General features: G+C 72.8%; 19 protein-coding genes. 10 read left to right on the top strand and 9 right to left on the bottom strand.

Features of this window, described 5'->3' with window-relative positions; genetic code table 11:
- Positions 1-233: 233 nt before the first annotated feature.
- On the bottom strand, positions 234-818 hold the full coding sequence (locus tag Q0994_RS02945) for a suppressor of fused domain protein (RefSeq protein WP_299528434.1): 585 nt from the start codon (positions 816-818) through the stop codon (positions 234-236).
- Positions 819-1226: 408 nt separating this feature from the next.
- On the opposite strand from Q0994_RS02945, the gene Q0994_RS02940 reads away from it, so the two are divergent.
- Positions 1227-2354 carry a magnesium and cobalt transport protein CorA gene (locus tag Q0994_RS02940; protein ID WP_299528432.1) on the top strand — a complete coding sequence of 376 codons (1128 nt, stop codon included), beginning with the start codon at positions 1227-1229 and terminating at the stop codon, positions 2352-2354.
- Between the two features lie 105 nt (positions 2355-2459).
- Here the strand turns inward: Q0994_RS02940 and Q0994_RS02935 are convergent, their stop codons facing one another.
- Complete coding sequence (locus tag Q0994_RS02935) at positions 2460-3203, bottom strand: VOC family protein (protein WP_299528430.1); 744 nt, start codon at positions 3201-3203, stop codon at positions 2460-2462.
- Positions 3204-3440: 237 nt separating this feature from the next.
- On the opposite strand from Q0994_RS02935, the gene Q0994_RS02930 reads away from it, so the two are divergent.
- The 4 genes from Q0994_RS02930 (at position 3441) to Q0994_RS02915 (ending at position 6504) form a co-directional block, all read left to right on the top strand.
- A complete protein-coding gene (locus tag Q0994_RS02930) occupies positions 3441-4427 on the top strand; it encodes an aldo/keto reductase (RefSeq protein WP_299528428.1) in 987 nt (328 codons plus the stop codon).
- 98 nt (positions 4428-4525) lie between these two features.
- Positions 4526-4960 carry a cupin domain-containing protein gene (locus Q0994_RS02925; RefSeq protein ID WP_299528426.1) on the top strand — a complete coding sequence of 145 codons (435 nt, stop codon included), beginning with the start codon at positions 4526-4528 and terminating at the stop codon, positions 4958-4960.
- Positions 4957-5814 (top strand): aldo/keto reductase, encoded by an 858-nt coding sequence (locus Q0994_RS02920; RefSeq protein ID WP_299528424.1) that lies wholly within the window; start codon positions 4957-4959, stop codon positions 5812-5814. Before Q0994_RS02925 ends, Q0994_RS02920 begins: the two co-directional genes overlap by 4 nt.
- Positions 5815-5985: 171 nt before the next feature.
- Positions 5986-6504: a hypothetical protein gene (locus Q0994_RS02915; protein ID WP_299528422.1), complete on the top strand. Its 519-nt coding sequence runs from the start codon at positions 5986-5988 to the stop codon at positions 6502-6504.
- A gap of 49 nt (positions 6505-6553) precedes the next feature.
- Here Q0994_RS02915 and Q0994_RS02910 read toward each other — a convergent pair whose 3' ends face one another.
- The gene (locus Q0994_RS02910) at positions 6554-7318 is read right to left on the bottom strand and encodes a hypothetical protein (RefSeq protein ID WP_299528420.1); all 765 of its coding nucleotides are present in this window, start codon (positions 7316-7318) and stop codon (positions 6554-6556) included.
- Positions 7319-7623: 305 nt separating this feature from the next.
- On the opposite strand from Q0994_RS02910, the gene Q0994_RS02905 reads away from it, so the two are divergent.
- From Q0994_RS02905 to Q0994_RS02895, 3 genes are read left to right on the top strand one after another with little or no spacing between them, the layout of a single operon-like run.
- Complete coding sequence (locus Q0994_RS02905; RefSeq protein WP_299528418.1) at positions 7624-8898, top strand: magnesium transporter MgtE N-terminal domain-containing protein; 1275 nt, start codon at positions 7624-7626, stop codon at positions 8896-8898.
- Positions 8888-9448 carry a DUF1003 domain-containing protein gene (locus Q0994_RS02900; RefSeq protein ID WP_299528416.1) on the top strand — a complete coding sequence of 187 codons (561 nt, stop codon included), beginning with the start codon at positions 8888-8890 and terminating at the stop codon, positions 9446-9448. The genes Q0994_RS02905 and Q0994_RS02900 overlap by 11 nt, the downstream gene beginning before the upstream one ends.
- Before the next feature lie 43 nt (positions 9449-9491).
- Positions 9492-10625 carry an Mrp/NBP35 family ATP-binding protein gene (locus tag Q0994_RS02895; protein ID WP_299528414.1) on the top strand — a complete coding sequence of 378 codons (1134 nt, stop codon included), beginning with the start codon at positions 9492-9494 and terminating at the stop codon, positions 10623-10625.
- Between the two features lie 120 nt (positions 10626-10745).
- Here Q0994_RS02895 and Q0994_RS02890 read toward each other — a convergent pair whose 3' ends face one another.
- From Q0994_RS02890 to sigE, 5 genes are all read right to left on the bottom strand, one after another.
- A complete protein-coding gene (locus Q0994_RS02890; RefSeq protein ID WP_299528412.1) occupies positions 10746-11444 on the bottom strand; it encodes a hypothetical protein in 699 nt (232 codons plus the stop codon).
- Between the two features lie 125 nt (positions 11445-11569).
- Positions 11570-12022 carry a sec-independent translocase gene (locus Q0994_RS02885; RefSeq protein ID WP_299528410.1) on the bottom strand — a complete coding sequence of 151 codons (453 nt, stop codon included), beginning with the start codon at positions 12020-12022 and terminating at the stop codon, positions 11570-11572.
- A gap of 230 nt (positions 12023-12252) precedes the next feature.
- Complete coding sequence (locus tag Q0994_RS02880; RefSeq protein ID WP_299528408.1) at positions 12253-14031, bottom strand: S1C family serine protease; 1779 nt, start codon at positions 14029-14031, stop codon at positions 12253-12255.
- 116 nt (positions 14032-14147) lie between these two features.
- Positions 14148-15044 (bottom strand): anti-sigma factor, encoded by an 897-nt coding sequence (locus Q0994_RS02875; protein WP_299528406.1) that lies wholly within the window; start codon positions 15042-15044, stop codon positions 14148-14150.
- Positions 15041-15802, bottom strand: coding sequence for an RNA polymerase sigma factor SigE (sigE, locus tag Q0994_RS02870; protein WP_299528404.1), 762 nt, complete (start codon positions 15800-15802; stop codon positions 15041-15043). The genes Q0994_RS02875 and sigE overlap by 4 nt, the downstream gene beginning before the upstream one ends.
- Positions 15803-15979: 177 nt before the next feature.
- On the opposite strand from sigE, the gene Q0994_RS02865 reads away from it, so the two are divergent.
- Positions 15980-16645 carry an O-methyltransferase gene (locus Q0994_RS02865; RefSeq protein WP_299528402.1) on the top strand — a complete coding sequence of 222 codons (666 nt, stop codon included), beginning with the start codon at positions 15980-15982 and terminating at the stop codon, positions 16643-16645.
- A 133-nt stretch (positions 16646-16778) separates the two neighbouring features.
- Here Q0994_RS02865 and Q0994_RS02860 read toward each other — a convergent pair whose 3' ends face one another.
- Positions 16779-16946, bottom strand: a complete 168-nt coding sequence (locus Q0994_RS02860) for a DUF3117 domain-containing protein (protein WP_009997451.1) — start codon at positions 16944-16946, stop codon at positions 16779-16781.
- A 314-nt stretch (positions 16947-17260) separates the two neighbouring features.
- Between Q0994_RS02860 and Q0994_RS02855 the strand changes: the two genes are divergently transcribed.
- A complete protein-coding gene (locus Q0994_RS02855; RefSeq protein ID WP_299528376.1) occupies positions 17261-18073 on the top strand; it encodes an enoyl-CoA hydratase/isomerase family protein in 813 nt (270 codons plus the stop codon).
- Positions 18074-18107: the final 34 nt, after the last annotated feature.

Genomic DNA, 18107 nt, shown 5'->3' with positions numbered 1-18107 from the left:
CGCCCCGCACTCACGCCGGGGCCGGGCGCCTCACTCGTGCATGGCCCATGGCCGACCCGGCAGTCACCCGACCGACCCTAAAGGCCCCGTCACGACCACGGCAACGTTCGCGCGCGACGACACCGGCGCCTTCCCCGAGCACGACGTCGGCCTCCACGGCCGCACGGGACGTGGACGCCGGGGCCACGTCCGGCCCCCGGCTTCGCCTGCGGTGTGCAGGACGGCCACCGGGGTCAGTCCAGGGCCACCGAGCTCCGCATCGGGTCGCGGAGGTCGGTGCCGTGGGTGAGCCACCGCTCCTGGAGCTCCTGCGCACCCCTGACCCGCTTCCACGCGGCCTCGTTGTGCGTCATCGGCAGCAGCGGGAGGAAGCGCACCGGGTCCATCGGGGCGTCCAGCTCCAGGTCCTCCACCAGCCCGCCGGCCTCGGCCACCAGCACGGAGGAGAACGGCGCGCCCGGCCACAGCGGGTCACCCAGGTCCAGCGAGGCGCCCGGCGCCACGATCAAGCCCTCCACCTGCGGGGACGCGGCCAGCACCGCGAGCGGGCGCAGCACCTGGTCGGTGTCGGCGAGACCGACGCGCACCGACAGGACCAGTTCGGCGCGCGGCCCCTTCACCGGATCGGCGAGCGGCGAGGTCGGATCGGCCATCGGCTGCGCGGACATGCCGAGCGTCGCGTAGCGGACCACGTCGCCGTCCAGGAAGCGCAGCACCTCGATGCGGTCGGTGCCGAGGAAGGTCACGGCCGCGCGTGCGTCCGGTTCCCCCAGGGCCGTGCGGAGCCTGGCTTCGACCAGAGCGAGAATTTCTGCCATGCCGCGAGCATAGAACCCGTCCGGAATGGGCAAAGTAAGAGATCCGCCCAACCCGGCTGATAGCCTGGGCGCCGGTCGGGACAGCGTCTGACATCGACGCCCTTCTGATCCCGACACACGTCGTCCCCCACGGGGGACCGGCCGGAGGAGGTGGGGACTGCCATGGATCCAAGTCGACCGTGCAGTACCAACCGCTCTTCCGCCCCCACCCGCATCGGGTGATCTTCAGCCCTCCCGGTCAGGGCTCATGGCTTCTCGCACGACGGAAGAGCATTCCCTTTCTGCCTGTCCGCAGCGAACGCCGTCGTCGCGCCGCCGCGGTGCCGCCCGCTTTGTGGACGTGAGCGCACGTCCCCATTCCGGGCTGTTCCACGCCTGCGCGCACGGCCCTCCGTGAAGGAGTCAGCCATGTCGATGATCCGTGACCTCCGTGCCGCCGTGCGCCCGTCCCTGCGCCCGCACTTCCGCAAGAGCCCCACCCCGTACAGCGGTTACGACGCCACCCGCGACCCGTCGGCGTCCAGCGCGGTGGTCGACTGCGCGGTGTACCGCGACGGGCGCCGGATGGAGGCGGCCGCCTGCCAGACCCCGCACGAGGCGATGCTGCGGGTGCGTGAGGGCGGCGGGTTCGCCTGGATCGGCCTGCACGAACCGACCGAGGAGGAATTCGCCGGTATCGCGCGGGAGTTCGGCCTGCACCCGCTCGCGGTCGAGGACGCGGTCCACGCCCACCAGCGGCCCAAGCTGGAACGGTACGACGACACCCTGTTCACCGTCTTCAAGACCATCCACTACGTGGAGCACGCCGAACTGACCGCGACCAGCGAGGTGGTGGAGACCGGCGAGGTGATGTGCTTCACCGGCCGGGACTTCGTCATCACCGTCCGGCACGGCGGCAAGGGCTCGCTGCGGGCGCTGCGCCACCGGCTGCAGGACGACCCCGAGCTGCTCGCCAAGGGGCCCTCCGCCGTGCTGCACTCCATCGCCGACCACGTCGTCGACGGGTACATCGCGGTGGCGGCAGCCGTGCAGGACGACATCGACGAGGTCGAGATCGACGTCTTCTCGACCCCGGTCAAGGGCGGCAAGCGCGGTTCCGACGCCGGACGCATCTACCAGCTCAAGCGCGAGGTGCTGGAGTTCAAGCGGGCCGTGTCACCGCTCCAGCGGCCCATGCAACTGCTCAGCGAGCGGCCGATGCGGCTGATCGACCCGGACATCCAGAAGTACTTCCGCGACGTCGCCGACCACCTCGCCCGCGTCCAGGAAGAGGTCGTCGGCTTCGACGAACTGCTGAACTCGATCCTGCAGGCCAATCTGGCGCAGGCGACCGTGACGCAGAACGAGGACATGCGCAAGATCACCTCGTGGGCGGCGATCATCGCCGTGCCGACGATGATCTGCGGCGTGTACGGCATGAACTTCGAACACATGCCGGAACTGCGGTGGACCTACGGCTATCCGGCGGTGCTGGGCGTCATCGCCGTGGTGTGCTTCTCCATCCACCGCACGCTCAAGCGGAACGGCTGGCTCTGAGCGGACGCGGGCCCCGGACACCGGGGCTCGCCCGCCGGTACGCGTCGCCCCGCGGCCGGCGCGGTACGCACGCGGCTCACCGGGGGCCGCTCACCGGGGCACCGTTCACCGGGACCCGCGCAGGGCGAACGCGTTCCCGTCCGGATCGCGCAGCCGGACGCCGCGCCCGTCCTCCTCGCCGTCGCCGTCGGCGGCGCGGGTCGCGCCGAGCGCCAGCAGACGGTCGACCTCCGCCTCCAGGCCGCCGTCCCCGGTCCGCGGGCCGTCCCCGGACACCGCCAGCTCCAGGAACAGCCGGTCGGTTCCGGTCTGCGGCGCCACCGGAGGGCCGCCCCAGGTGATCTTCGTACCGCCGTCCGGCGACTGGACGGCGGTTTCCTCGTCCTGGTCCCAGACCAGCGGCCACCCCAGCGCCCGGCTCCAGAAGTGGCCGACCTCCTGCGTGCCGTCGCAGGCCAGCGCCCCGATCGCACCGGTGCCGGCCAGGAACGCGTTGTCCGGCTCGATCACGCACAGTTCGTTGCCCTCGGGGTCCGCGAGCACCACGTGCGCGTCCTCGGGGGTCTGGCCCACGTCGATGTGCCGGCCACCGAGCTCCAGCACCCTGGCCACCGTCCGCCGCTGGTCCTCGGCACAGGCGCTGGTCAGGTCGAAGTGCCCCCGGTTCCGCACGGTCTTCGGCCGTCCGCCCGGTACGAAGCGGACGCGGAACCCGGAGGCGTCCGGGGGCAGGAGCGCGGCCCCGTCCGGCTCGCCCGCCACCTCCCACCCGAGGACCCCGGACCAGAACCGCGCCAGTTCTTCCGGGCGGTCCGCCCGGAAGCAGACCGCGTGCAGACGGCTCATCATGGTGGTACGTCTCCGATCCCGAGCGGGCCGCCCACGTCCGGGCCCCGGCTCCGGCGCAGCATAGTGACCGCTCCCGATCCGTCTCCAGCGGATAAGTCCGCGTCCGGGTCGCCCGGGGCCGGGCGAGGGAGTCCTCGGCAAGGGGCGTACTGGCAGGGCATCCCTCACCGGGGCCCCGCGCCGTAGCGTGGAAGGCATGGACGCCAGGGACCCGATCACCGCTCCGGAGGAATGACGATGCACACCAGAACGCTCGGAAACGGCCTGGACGTCTCCGCGGTCGGGCTCGGCGCGATGGGCATGTCCCAGAGCTACGGCCCCAACCCCGGCAGCCGCGACGACATGATCGCGGTGCTGCGCTCCGCGGTCGACGAGGGCGTGACCCTTTTCGACACCGCCGAGGTCTACGGGCCCTACGTGAACGAGGAACTGGTCGGCGAGGCGCTCGGGCCGGTCCGCGACCGGGTCGTGATCGCCACCAAGTTCGGGTGGGACATCCAGGGCGGCCGGAGCGTCGGCCTCGACAGCCGTCCCGAGCGGATCCGCCGCGTCGCGGAGGAGTCCCTGAGGCGGCTCCGCTCCGAGACGATCGATCTGTTCTACCAGCACCGCGTCGATCCCACGGTGCCGATCGAGGACGTCGCGGGCACGGTCGGCGAGCTGATCACCGAGGGAAAGGTCAGGCACTTCGGGCTTTCCGAAGCCTCGGCCGCCACCATCCGCGCCGCACACGCCGTCCAGCCGGTGACCGCGGTCCAGAGCGAGTATTCGCTCTGGACCCGGGACCCCGAGGCGGAGGTGCTGCCCACGCTCGCCGGGCTGGGCATCGGCTTCGTGCCGTTCAGCCCGCTCGGCAAGGGCTTCCTGACCGGCACCGTCGACGCGACCACGAGGTTCGGCGACGGGGACATCCGCCACCGGGTCCCGCGCTTCGAGGCGGCGAACCTGGCCGCGAACCGGGCGCTCGTCGACCACGTCCGGCGGCTCGCCGAAGCGAAGGGTGCGACGCCCGGCCAGATCGCCCTGGCCTGGCTGCTCGCGCAACAGCCCTGGATCGTGCCGATCCCCGGAACCCGCCGCACGGCGCGCGTCCGGGAGAACAACGCCGCGACGGCCCTCGCGCTGTCCGCGGACGAGGTCGCCGACCTCGACGGCCTCGCCCGGCGGGTCGGGGTCAGCGGCGAGCGCTACAACGCCGAGCACATGGCCCACGTCAACCGCTAGGGGACCCGCGCGGGCCGGCCGGGACCCGGGACCCCGCACCCGCACCCGCACCGCGCCCGGTGGGGCGCGCCGAAAGGACGAAAGGACGAAAGGACCGCATGTCTGCCAACGGATTCGACCAGATCTTCCCGCTCGGGGAGAAGAACGACGCCTTCGCGCAGTACTTCACCGGCCAGAGCTACCTGGCCCCGCTCGCCGCGGGGAGCGTCCCCGTCAGCAACGTCTCCTTCGAGCCGGGCTGCCGCAACCACTGGCACGTCCACCACGGCACGGACGGTGGCGGTGACCAGATCCTGCTGTGCACGGCGGGCAGCGGCTGGTACCAGGCCGAGGGCGGGGAGCCCGTCAGCATGGAGCCGGGAACGGTGGTCCGCGTCCCGGCGGGCACGAAGCACTGGCACGGCGCGAAGGCCGACGCGTGGTTCTCCCACCTCGCCTTCCTCACCCCCGGTGAGGACGTCCGCAACGAATGGCTCGAACCCATCACCGACGAGGTGTACGGGGCACTGCCGAAGAACGGAGCGACCGCATGACCGTCCTGGACGAGACCTACACGCTGGCAAACGGCGTCGAGATCCCCAAGCTGGGACTCGGCACCTGGTTCATCGACGACGACAAGGCGGCCGACGCCGTCCGCGCGGCCGTGGAGGCCGGCTACCGCAACCTCGACACCGCTCAGGCGTACGGCAACGAGCGCGGCGTCGGCGAGGGGGTACGCACCTGCGGGGTGCCCCGCGCCGAACTGTTCGTGTCGACCAAGCTCGCCGCGGAGATCAAGGACTACGACCGGGCGGTCGAGGCGATCGACGGGTCGCTGGAGAAGCTCGGGATCGACTACGTCGACCTGATGCTCATCCACAGCCCGCAGCCGTGGGACGACTTCCGCGGCGGCGACTACGCCCGGGGAAACCGCGAGGCGTGGCGCGCCCTGGAGGACGCCCACCGGGCCGGCAGGATCCGCTCGATCGGCGTCTCCAACTTCCAGCGGCACGACCTGGAGAACATCGCGCAGGACGCCACCGTCGCCCCGCAGGTGAACCAGCTGCTCGTGCACGCCGGCAACACCCCCTCCGAGCTGCTGGCTTACTGCGAGAGCCAGGAGATCCTCGTCGAGGCGTACTCGCCGATCGCCCACGGCGCGATCCTCGACAACGCCCGGGTCCGGGGCATGGCGGAGAAGTACGGCGTGTCCGTCCCCCAGCTGTGCATCCGCTACACCCTGCAACTGGGCACGGTGTCGCTGCCGAAGACGGCGAACCCCGCGCACATGCGCTCCAACGCGGAGGTCGACTTCGAGATCTCCGGCGCCGACATGGACGTCCTGCGGGACCTCGACGACGTGGACTACGGCGAGCACACCGTGTTCCCCGTCTACAGCGGCAGGTGAGGACGGACGCGGCGCAGGCCCGTGGCGTGCGCCGCGTCCGCCGGGTGCTCGCGGCGGGACGGCCGCCCGTCCCGTCGCACCGGGCGCACGGGGGCGACCGGGTTTCCGTCGTGGCAGCCCGTGCCGCCTCCCCGGGTCCGCCGCTGCCGCGCCCCGCATAAGCTCGGGGCCATGACTGCTGCTGACTCGCCGCTCGGCCGGGCCCTGGTCGAAGAAGCCACCAAGAAGTCCGGCCTGATCTGGGTACGCGCCACCGGGTCCGCCCGCGCCGTGTGGCACGTGTGGCTCGACGGCGCCGCGCACCTGGTCGGCGACGGGCCCGGCGAGCAGCCGCTGCCCGAGGGACTCGCCGGCGGGCAGACCGCCGAGGTGACGGTGCGCAGCAAGGACAAGGGCGGGCGGATCGTGTCCTGGACGGCGGCGGTGGACGAGCCGGCCCCGCGCACGCCCGCGTGGGAGGCGGCGGTCGCCGAGCTGAAGGGCAAGCGGCTGAACGCGCCGGACGCCGAACGGATCGTGGACCGCTGGGCGGACGAGTGCCGGGTGCTGCGGCTGACGCCCGTCGCCTCCACCACGGACCTGCCCTCGGGCTCGCTGGCCGCCCGGCCGCCGGCCACCGCGGCGACCACCCGGCGGCCGGTCCCGGCCGCGCTCCCCCGGCTGCTGCTGAAGCGCCGCCGCTCGCGCTGACCGGCCCCGTCGTCGCCGTTCGCGCTGACCGGCCCCGCCGGGGAGGGGGTCAGCCCGAGGACTTCGGGAGCTGGCCGCCGTAGTCGACCGTGTCGTCCTCGGAGGGCGCCTCCAGCGCGAAGGCCTTGCCCCAGTCGGCGAGCGTGATGGTGCCGCCGCCACCGCCGCGCGCGACCCGCAGGGGGTAGGGGGAGCCCTCCAGGGAGACGTCGAGCGCTCCGCCCTCGCCCTTTCCGCCCATGATCTCGATGGTGCGGACCCCGGTGACCTTGCCCCGGTCCCCCTTGTTGACGCTGCCGTGCAGCGTGAGCAGGCCGTCGAGGAGCGTCTTCTTCTCGGTGAAGCCGCGGAGCTGGTCGTAGGTGGGGTCGTCCTCGGGGACCTTCACGTACTTGTCATCCAGCTTGGCGGCGGCCTCGCCGTCGGTCGCGGAGTCCTCGCCCTCGCCGTGCTGGGCCCAGAAGGCGGCATCGGCCTTGAGGTAGAGGTCGTCGCCGACACGCAGCAGGGCGAAGGTGTTGTCCTTCGAGGTGACCGAGCCCGTGCCGCCGTCCGCGTTGAGCTGCATGTCGAGGGTGTAGTCGCCGCCCTTGCTGATCAGCTTCCCGGACAGCCGCACGGCGGCGGCGGTGTCCGCCGCCGCTCTCGCCTTCCGGTCGATCTCCGTCGCCGACAGCTTGCCGAGGCCGTTGGTACCGGCGTCCGGATCGTCTCCCGCGCAGCCCGTGAGCGTCGTCACGGCGAGCCCCGCGCAGAGCACCGCGGCGAGCGCCGTCCTGCGTCGGGCCCGTACGCCGGGGGCAAAGGAGGTCACGCGCACTGCCTCTCGTCCACATGTAGGGGGCTGGCAACCCGCAGCGTACCGGTGCCCCCTACGCCGTCCCGCAGAGACCGTGCGGACGGTCCGCGAAGGCATCGTGTGCGGGCTCCGGTTAGCCTGAGCACCGCGGGACGGACCGAATCGCCGCACAGGACGCGCCGTGGAATGATCACACCGGCATCGCACGCCGCACCGCCGGCCACGGCCCCGGCGACGGCCCGGGCGACGGTCCGAGCCGCCACGACGGCGACGGCCCGTACGGTCCGACCCGTACGGCCACACGAAGGGAGACGCGGACGATGGCGGCAGGCACCCCCCGGGTCTTCGTCTCGCACTTGTCCGGCGTCCCCGTCTTCGACCCCAACGGCGACCAGGTCGGCCGGGTCCGCGACCTCGTCGCGATGCTCCGGGTCGGCGGCAAGCCGCCGCGGCTGCTCGGCATGGTGGTCGAGGTCGTCAGCCGGCGGCGCATCTTCCTGCCGATGACCCGGGTGACCGGCGTCGAGTCCGGCCAGGTCATCACCACGGGCGTGGTCAACATGCGGCGCTTCGAACAGCGCCCCACGGAACGCCTCATCCTCGGCGAGTTCCTGGACCGCCGGGTGCGGCTCGCGGAGACCGACGAGGAGGTCACCGTCCTCGACGTGTCGATCCAGCAGCTTCCGGCCCGCCGCGACTGGGAGATCGACAAGTGCTTCGTCCGCAAGGGGCGGGGCGGGGCGCTGCGCCGCAAGGGCGAGACGCTGACGGTCGAGTGGTCGGCCGTCAAGGACTTCTCGCTGGAGGAGACCGGTCAGGGCGCGGAGAGCCTGGTGGCGACCTTCGAGAAGCTCCGCCCGACCGACGTGGCCAACGCGCTGCACCACCTCACCCCCAAGCGCCGCGCCGAGGTGGCGGCCGCCCTCGACGACGACCGGCTGGCCGACGTCCTGGAGGAGCTGCCCGAGGACGACCAGGTCGAGATCATCGGCAAGCTCAAGGAGGAACGGGCCGCCGACGTGCTGGAGGCGATGGACCCGGACGACGCCGCCGACCTGCTCTCCGAGCTGCCGGAGGAGGACAAGGAGCGGCTGCTGACCCTGATGCGCCCCGACGACGCGGCCGACGTCCGCCGGCTGATGTCGTACGAGGAGCGCACCGCGGGCGGTCTGATGACCACCGAGCCGATCATTCTGCGGCCGGACGCCACCGTCGCCGACGCGCTGGCGCGGGTCCGCCAATCCGACCTCTCCCCCGCCCTGGCCGCCCAGGTGTACGTGTGCCGGTCGCCCGACGACACGCCCACCGGGAAGTACCTCGGCACGGTCCATTTCCAGCGGCTGCTGCGCGACCCGCCGTTCACCCTGGTCAGTTCGATCGTGGACAGCGACCTGGTGCCGCTGCCGCCGGAGACCCCGCTGCCGGTGGTGACCAGCTACCTCGCCGCGTACAACCTGGTCTCGGTGCCGGTGGTGGACGCGAGTGGGTCGCTGGTGGGCGCGGTGACCGTGGACGACGTGCTGGACCACCTGCTGCCGGACGACTGGCGCGAGACCGAGTTCCACGGCGAGGAGGGGATCGCCGGTGGCCGCTGACGAACGCGCCAAGGCAGCGACGACGGGTTCCTCGGGGATCGTGCGCCCGCCGCGCGCCCGGCTGGACCAGCCGAGGGCGCCGCGCCGCCGACTGCTGCCGGAGTACGACCCGGAGGCGTTCGGCCGCTTCTCCGAGCGGATCGCCCGCTTCCTGGGCACCGGCCGGTTCATCGTCTGGATGACGCTGATCATCGTCCTGTGGGTGGTGTGGAACATCTTCGCGCCGCGGTCGGTGCGGTTCGACGAGTACCCGTTCATCTTCCTGACGCTGATGCTGTCGCTCCAGGCGTCCTACGCCGCGCCGCTGATCCTGCTCGCGCAGAACCGCCAGGACGACCGGGACCGGGTCACCCACGAGCAGGACCGCAAGCAGAACGAGCGGTCGATCGCCGACACCGAGTACCTCACGCGCGAGATCGCGGCGCTGCGGATGGGCCTCGGCGAGGTCGCCACGCGCGACTGGATCCGGTCCGAACTCCAGGACCTCGTGAAGGAGCTGGACGAGCGCCACGGGCCCGTCGCACGCGGAAGTGACGAAGCCGACCGCTGACGGGTTACCCGCGCGTAGGACGCCGCGCCGTACCATCGGTCCCATGGCTACGGAAGACGCGGTGCGCGAAGCGCTGGCGACAGTGAACGACCCGGAGATCAACCGACCGATCACCGAGTTGGGGATGGTGAAATCGGTCGCGATCGATGATGACGGTGTGGTGGCTGTCACGGTGTATCTCACGGTCTCCGGCTGTCCGATGCGCGAGACCATCACCAGGAACGTGACCGAGGCGGTCGGCGGTGTCGAGGGCGTGTCGCGGGTCGAGGTGACCCTCGACGTGATGAGCGACGAGCAGCGCAAGGAGCTCGCGACCTCGCTGCGCGGCGGCACCGCCGAGCGCGAGGTGCCGTTCGCCCAGCCCGGCTCGCTGACCCGGGTCTACGCCGTCGCCTCCGGCAAGGGCGGCGTCGGCAAGTCCTCGGTGACGGTCAACCTGGCGGCGGCGCTGGCCGCCGACGGGCTCAAGGTCGGCGTGGTCGACGCGGACATCTACGGCCACAGCGTGCCGCGGATGCTCGGCGCGGACGGCAAGCCGACCCAGGTCGAGAACATGATCATGCCGCCGTCCGCGCACGGCGTGAAGGTCATCTCGATCGGCATGTTCACCCCCGGCAACGCCCCGGTGGTGTGGCGCGGCCCGATGCTGCACCGGGCGCTCCAGCAGTTCCTCGCCGACGTGTACTGGGGCGACCTCGACGTCCTGCTGCTCGACCTCCCGCCGGGCACCGGCGACATCGCGATCTCGGTGGCGCAGCTCGTCCCCGGCGCGGAGATCCTGGTCGTCACGACCCCGCAGCAGGCCGCCGCCGAGGTGGCCGAGCGGGCCGGCTCCATCGCGGTGCAGACGCACCAGAAGATCGTCGGCGTCGTGGAGAACATGTCGGGCATGCCCTGCCCGCACTGCGACGAGATGATCGACGTCTTCGGCAGCGGCGGCGGACAGCGGGTCGCGGACGGGCTGACCAAGACGGTCGGCGCCGAGGTCCCGGTGCTGGGCTCCATCCCGATCGACGTCCGGCTGCGCGAGGGCGGCGACGACGGCAAGCCGGTGGTCCTCTCCGACCCCGACTCGCCGGCCGGCAGCGCGCTGCGCGAGATCGCCCGGAAGCTGGGCGGCCGTCAGCGCGGCCTGTCCGGCATGTCGCTGGGCATCACGCCGCGCAACAAGTTCTGAGTCTCCCGGCCGTACGACGCCGGGGGCGGCCCGCCGATGCGGGCCGCCCCCGGCGTCGCCGCGTCCGGGCCGTGTCCGGGCCGTGTTCCGGGCCCCGCGGCCCGGTGGACGCCGCGCCCGTCAGGCGTAGACGCCGAGGTCCTCGACGACCGAGAAGCCGAGGCCGTACGCGCTCAGGCCGCGCCCGTACGCGCCGATGTGCACCCCGCTGGGGGCGGAACCGGCCAGGACCCAGCCGAACTCGGACTCGCGGTAGTGGAAGTCGACGGGCACACCGTCGACCGGCAGCGACAGCGTCGACCAGGGCGCCTGGTCGAGGTCGTCGGCGAGCGTGAACGCGGTCTCCGTCTGCTGGTCCAGCCAGTCGTCGCGGAGGCTGTGGTCGAGCTGCGGCGGCCAGGTGTAGGCCAGCAGGCCCGAACCGGCCAGCCAGGCGGCCGAGGACACGGTGGTGGCGTCCAGCACCCCGGTGCCGTCGCCGGTGCGCCGTACGGGGCTGCTGGCGATCGTCACGACGACCGCGAAGCGCTCCTTCTCGACGTTCGACTCGGCGCGCACCGACGGCTCGTCACCGTGGCCGACGGATCCGTGCTGCACGGTGCCGTCCGCCGCGGAGCCGACCTGCATCAGCCAGCGCGGGCCCGTGAAGGCGTCGTCCAGGCCGTACCAGGGGAAGGAGGCCCGTGCGTAGCCGTCGACCGTGCGCCGGGCCGCCGGCACCCCTTCCGCCTCGGCGACGGCCTCCCCGGCCACGCCTTCCGCATCCGCGATGACCTCGCTGGGCGCGCTGTCCGCCCCTGCCCGACTCGTGGTCTCCATCTGTCCGGCCGCCTCCTCGATCTCTCAGGATCCGGAGCGGCCCGCCCCCCGCGGGCATGGGCGTTCTCGCAACCGGACAGATGGAGAATAGCCATACCGTCCGGACGAGCCGGGATTGACCGGCCTCAGGTGGCGTCCGCGTCGAACGGCGGGCGGTCGTCCTTCACCGGCTGAGGGGTCTTCTTCAGCAGGTCGGGAGCGGTGGCGGCGGGTGCGGCCACGGCGGTGTCGGCGGCCGACACGCTGTCCTTGCCGTTGACGACGTCGGTGAGCTGGGTCATCTCCTTGCGGAGGTCGAAGCTCTCCCGGATCTCCTTGATGCCGAGGTCGTCGCCGCCGTTCTCCATGAGCTGCTTGCGGACGAACGTCTTCGGGTTGAGGTCCTCGAACTCGAAGTCCTTGAACTGCGGACCGAGTTCGGAGCGGATGTCTTCCTTCGCGCTGTCCGAGAACTCACGGATCTTGCGTACGGTGCGGGCGAGGTCCTGGATCAGCTTGGGGAGCTTGTCGGGCCCGAAGACGAGCACCGCGAGGATCCCGAGCGTCACGAGCTCAAGTGCGCCTATGTCATTGAACACTCTGCCCGCTCCTCGTGTGTGCTCCGTGTCCCTCGCCCGGTCACCGGCGACCGGGTCTGGGCCCGGACTGTGCAAACGGTACCTTCCCAAGCTGTCAGGACGGTAGCTCCAGGTGGCCCCCGGGTTGCGTGACGTCCCGGCGCGCACGGGCCCCGGCGGCCCGGCGGAGGTGCCCGGCGGCCGGGTCCCCCGCCGCCGGGGAGCGGGTTCCGCCGCCGCCCGGCCGCCCGTCAGCCGCCGGTGGAGGTGCCCAGCGTCACGGTCAGGGACAGCTCCCGGCCGCCGCGGTCCACCCGCAGCCGGAGCCGGTCGCCGGGACGGTGCGCGCGGATCTTCACGATCAGTTCCTCACCGCTGTGCACCCGTGCGCCGTCCACCGCGGTGACGACGTCCCCGGGCTCGATCCCCGCCTCGTCGCCCGGGCCGCCGCGGGTCACCGGCGCCCCGCCGTCGTCGGTCTCCCCGTCCCGCACCTTGGCGCCGTCGCCGGTGAACTTCATGTCGAGCGTCACGCCGATCACCGGGTGGGTCGCGTGGCCCGTGTTGATCAGTTCCTCGGCGACGCGCTTGCCCTGGTTGATCGGGATCGCGAAGCCGAGGCCGATCGAGCCGGACTGCCCGCCGAGGGCTCCGACGCTGTCGGCGGCACGGATGGCGCTGTTGACGCCGATGACCCGGCCGCCGGCGTCCACCAGCGGGCCGCCGGAGTTGCCGGGGTTGATCGGGGCGTCGGTCTGCAACGCGTCGACGTAGCTGACGTCGCCGGCCCCGCCGTCCTCGCCGCCCGCCGTGATCGGCCGCTCCGTGGCGCTGATGATGCCGGAGGTGACCGTGTTGGACAGGTCGAAGGGCGCGCCTATCGCGACCACCGGGTCGCCGACCCGGACGCCGTCGGAGTTGCCGAGGGGCAGCGGCCGGAGCCCGGAGACCCGGTCCACCTTGACCACCGCGAGGTCGTAGCCGCTGTCGGTGCCGACGACCTCGGCGGACGCGGTCTCGCCGCCGCTGAAGGTCACCGTGATGTCCCCGGACGAACCGGCGGGGGCGACGACGTGGTGGTTGGTGAGGATGTGGCCGCGGGCGTCGAGGACGAAGCCGGTGCCGGTGCCGGACTCGGAGCCGCCGCTGACGTGCAGGGTGACCACGCCGGGCAGGGTGGCGGCGGCGATGCCCGCCACGCTGCCCGGTGCGCGGTCACCCGCCTGTGCGGGTGCCTGCGGCAGTTCCACGGCGGTGCCGACACCGCCGTTGCGTTCGAGGTACGAACCGATGCCGCCGCCCACGCATCCCGCCACCAGGGCGAGCAGCACGGCGCCGGCCGTCCGGGAGCCCCGGCGGGAGCGGCGGGGCCGGTCCGTGCCGGTACCGGTGCCGGTCAGCGGGTGCCGGGGCGTGCCCCAGGGGTCGTACCGGTGCCAGGCGGCGGGGGCGGGCTGCGGCGCGGGGTGCTCGGTCCCGGCCTGCCGCGGGACGTACGGGGGCGTGGAAGCGGCCGGAAGCGGGATGCCGTGCGGCGGGGTGGGCACGGGGCGCTGCACCGGCGGTGCGGGCGCCCACGGGCCGGGGCCGCCGTAGGGCGGGGTGCTGTACTCGTCCGGCTCGTGCAGCGGCACGGGCCGGGGATGCGGGGCGGGCCCGGTTCCCGGCGCGACCGACGCGGGGGCGTGCGCGGCGGCCGGGGGCTGTGCGGCGAGGGTCTGCGCGGCGGCCGGGGGCTGGGCGGCGAGGGCCTCCGCGGCGGCCGGTGCCTGCGCGGCGGGGATCTCCGTCCTGGGAGCGTGCGCGGCGGCCGGGACCGGCTCCGGGGCCGCGGGGTCGACCGCCGGGGCCTGCGGCGCGAGGGCCTGAGCGTCGGCCTGCGGCTGCGGCGCTTCGGCCCGGGGCTGCGGCGCTTCGGCTTCCGGCTGCGGCGCGGGGGCCATGGCGTCGCCGCGTCCGGACCGGTCCGGGCCTCCTGCGGGGCGGCTCCACCACTTCGCCCGCGGCCCGGTGGGCTTCCCGTCGTCCATGTTCTCCCCCGTTGCCGGCCTGCGTCTCGTCGTGGCGGGGAGACCACTCCCCGCCGGGATTCAACCAGGTTGACGACGGGATGCGCAGGGATCGGCGCATCGGGACCGGCTGCCGGTCAGCGCCGGGGCAGTGCCTGGTGCGTCGACGGCAGGGACGTGGCCGGTTCGCTCGCGCGCGGCGGGGCGACCGCGGCGAGCAGCGGGCCGTCGGTGCGCGGGCATATGAGCGAGGCCACCGAGACGGCCGCCGCGGCGAGCGGCGACGCCTGCCCGGCACCGGCGTACGCCGTCGCTCCCGTCAGCGGGGGCGACGCGGCGAGCACCTCGGTCATGACGGAGGCCGTGGGAGAGGGCAGGGGGGACTGCGGGCCGCCGTCCACCGACAGCGCCCCGCCGCCGCGTCCGGCGCCCGAGAGGGTGCGCGCGGCGCGGTCGTCCGCGTTCAGCGGTACGACGGCGGAGCCGGTGCCCTCGGCACGGAGCTGGTCCTCGGTGGAGGTGCCGGTCGGCATGGTGGAGCCGAGCGCGATGGCCGCCAGCGAGACGGCGCCGGCCGCGGCGAACGCGAACCTGCGGCCGTGCCACGGGGAGCGCTCCGCCTCGCGGACCACGTCGTGCATGCGGAAGCCGCGGTCGGCGACGCGCACGGGTGCGGCGGGGTGGGCGGTGGGGAGGTAGCCGACGCCCAGCGGGGAGCCGGCGCGGCCACCGGGCGTGGTGAAGTACTCGTCGGCGAAGCCGCCGGAGCCGAACGGGCCGTGCTCGTCGCCGCCCGGCCGGCCGGGCAGGCCCTGGAGCCGCGCCAGAAACCCCTCCGAAGGCGAAGGGGGCGCGGTCTGTGCGAAGACGTTCTTGAGGCGGCGCTGCGCGTCGGCCTCGGCCTTGCACTTGGGACAGGTGGCCAGGTGCGCCAGCACCCGCTCACGGGCGTCGTGTTTCAGCTCGCCGTCGACCAGAGCCGCGAGCCGGTCCCCCAGATGCTGTTCGGCGGGGGTGGGGCCTGTGCCGCTCACGCCGTGCCTCCCTCCGCCGCCAGGACCGCGCCCGCCAGGGAACGCTGCTCGGCACGGGCCTCGGGCGACCGGTGCTTGAGCGCCTTGCGCAGGTGGGAGCGGCCGCGGTGGATGCGGCTGCGGACCGTGCCGAGCTTGACGCCGAGGGTGGCCGCGATCTCCTCGTAGCTCAGCCCCTCGATGTCGCAGAGCACGACCGCGGCCCGGAATTCGGGCGCGAGGGTGTCGAGCGCCTGCTGGACGTCCGCGTCGAAGTGGGTGTCGTTGAAGACCTGCTGCGGGGACGGCTCACGGCTGGGGAGCCGCTCGGCGGCGTCGTCGCCCAGGGAGTCGAAGCGGATCCGCTGCTTGCGGCGGACCATGTCCAGGAAGAGGTTGGTGGTGATGCGGTGCAGCCAGCCCTCGAACGTGCCCGGGGTGTAGGTGGACAGCGAACGGAAGACACGGACGAAGACCTCCTGGGTGAGGTCCTCGGCGTCGTGCTGGTTTCCCGTCAGTCGGTAGGCAAGGCGGTACACGCGACCGCTGTGCGTGCTGACGATCTCTTCCCATGAGGGCGGGGTCCACGCCGGGGAATCCGCATCGGAGGCGAAGGTCGCGGTCGTTGCGGAATCGTTGGAAGAACGGTCAGCGATGTTGGTCACGGATTTCGGCTCGCCCGCCGACCTGAGAAAGCGCCGCAGCGCTCCTCCCCGATCCACAGGCTCAGCCGCACCTCCCCTGTCGGCTCTGGTGGTGTCCAGTGGAGCCCCTACCATAGCCACCTCGCCCGTTAGCTCCGGATAAGCCTTTTTCCTGGGGGACCGGGCCTCGCCCGGGTGTGCCGCGCCGGATCACGGACCCGATCGGCGGGTCGTTCCCGGGCGCTTTCCCCCGTGCTTCCCCAACGTCCGGTCCCATCTGCGGGTTCCCGGCCGCAGCGGATACAGTCACCGTTGCGCCAACTACGGGGACAGGAGAGGGTCATTACCGCCAACCGGCAGACGAGCTGGGCGTTCGCCGACGCCTTTGTCGCCGAGGACGACGCGCTGCACCTGGCCCGGGAACGGGCGCGGGAGGCAGGGCTTCGCCCGGTGACCCCGGGAACGGGCGCCGCGCTGCGCCTGCTCGCGGCTGCCGCGGACGCCAAAGCGGTGGCGGAAATCGGTACGGGCACGGGCGTGTCCGGCATGTATCTGCTCCAGGGAATGCGGCCGGACGGCGTGCTGACCACCGTCGATCCCGAACCCGAGCGCCAGCAGTTCGCCCGGGAGGCGTTCCGCGCCGCCGGTTTCGCGACCAACCGGGCGCGCTTCATCCCCGGCCGCGCGCTCGACGTGCTGCCCCGGCTCGCCGACGGCGGATACGACCTCGTCTTCTGCGACGGCGACCGGCTGGAGAGCCTGGAGTGCCTCGCTGAATCGTTGCGCCTGCTGCGTCCCGGCGGGGTGGTCTGTTTCGAGGGCGTCTTCGCGGACGGCCGCACGGTGGACTCGTCGGCGCAGCCGGCCGAGGTCCAGCGGGTGCGGGAGCTGCTGCGGACGGTCCGGGAGAGCCCGGAGCTGATGTCGACGCTGCTTCCGGTGGGCGACGGGCTGCTCTGCGCGGTGCGGCGCGGCTGACCCGTGCGTTCTTCCCGGCCGGTACGCCGGCCGGGCGCCGGACCCCTCCCGGTGGGCCACCGGCCCCGGACGCACCACTGCCCCGGCGCGTGTTCCGCGTCGGGGCAGTGGTGAAGGTGATGGGCGTTCCGCCTCAGCCGACGACCTTCTTCAGCGCGTCACCGAGGGCCTCGGCCTCGTCCGGAGTCAGCTCGACGACAAGCCGACCGCCGCCTTCGAGCGGAACGCGCATGACGATGCCCCGCCCCTCCTTTGTCACCTCGAGCGGGCCGTCGCCCGTCCGCGGCTTCATGGCCGCCATGCTCGTTCCCCTTCCTGAAACCAGCTCATCGCAACCGGCGGCCCCATGACAGGCGCTGCCTCACCGGCATCGAACACATTGCTTCCAGGCCATTATCCCGCATCGGACACCCCGATGACCAACATCGCTCGGCATCGCTTGCGCAACGCACGCAGTCAAAACCACTCATTTCGGCGATCCGGCTGCGATACTGCGCCGCTTCCGGGCTCCAGCCGAGAGCCAATCGTTAGACGCAGGTCACATGTCCGCGCCGCCGGTCGTCCGCCATGCTTGCCCCACGGGGCAACGTTGCCTGCACAGCAAGGGGATGAAGGATGGCGGACGACATGACGGACACCGTGCTCTACGACGTGGAGGAGGGGCTGGCGACGATCACGCTCAACCGCCCGGACGCCATGAACGCCATGAACAGGGCGGCCAAGGTGGCTCTGCGGGACGCGCTGCGCGCCGCCGCGGACGACTCGGCCGTGCGCGCCGTTCTGCTCACCGCGACCGGGCGCGCCTTCTGCGTCGGCCAGGACCTCAAGGAACACGTCACCTCGCTGCTGACCGCCCGCGAGACGGGCTCGGGCAACGCGCTCTCCACGGTCTCCGAGCACTACAACCCGATCGTGCGGGCACTGACCGAGATGGAGAAGCCGGTCGTCGCGGGCGTCAACGGCGTGGCCGCGGGCGCGGGCTTCGGTTTCGCGCTCGCCGCCGACTACCGGATCGCCGCCGACACCGCCTCGTTCAACACCTCGTTCGCGGGCGTGGCGCTGACCGCGGACTCCGGCATGTCGTGGACCCTGCCGCGGCTGATCGGCCCGAGCCGCGCCGCCGACCTGCTGTTCTTCCCGCGCTCCGTCCCGGCCTCGGAGGCGTACGAGCTGGGGCTGGTCAACCGGGTGGTGCCCGCGGCGGACCTGGCCGCCGAGGCGGCGGCGGTGGCCCGTGCGCTGGCGGAGGGGCCCACGGTGTCCTACGCGGCGCTGAAGGCGTCGATGGCGTACGGCGCCGGGCACACCCTGGCCGAGACGCTGGAGAAGGAGGACGAGCTCCAGACGCGGGCGGGCGCCTCCGAGGACCACGTCATCGCGGTGAAGGCGTTCCTGGCGAAGGAGAAGCCGCGCTACCTCGGCAAGTGAGCAGGTGACCCGGTGGGCCGCCCCCGCACGCGGT

It is taken from the genome of uncultured Streptomyces sp. (assembly GCF_947488945.1).
Lineage (GTDB): Bacteria > Actinomycetota > Actinomycetes > Streptomycetales > Streptomycetaceae > Streptomyces.
The sequence above is the reverse complement of the archived record's forward strand: the minus strand, read 5'-3'. Positions and strand labels throughout refer to the sequence as shown.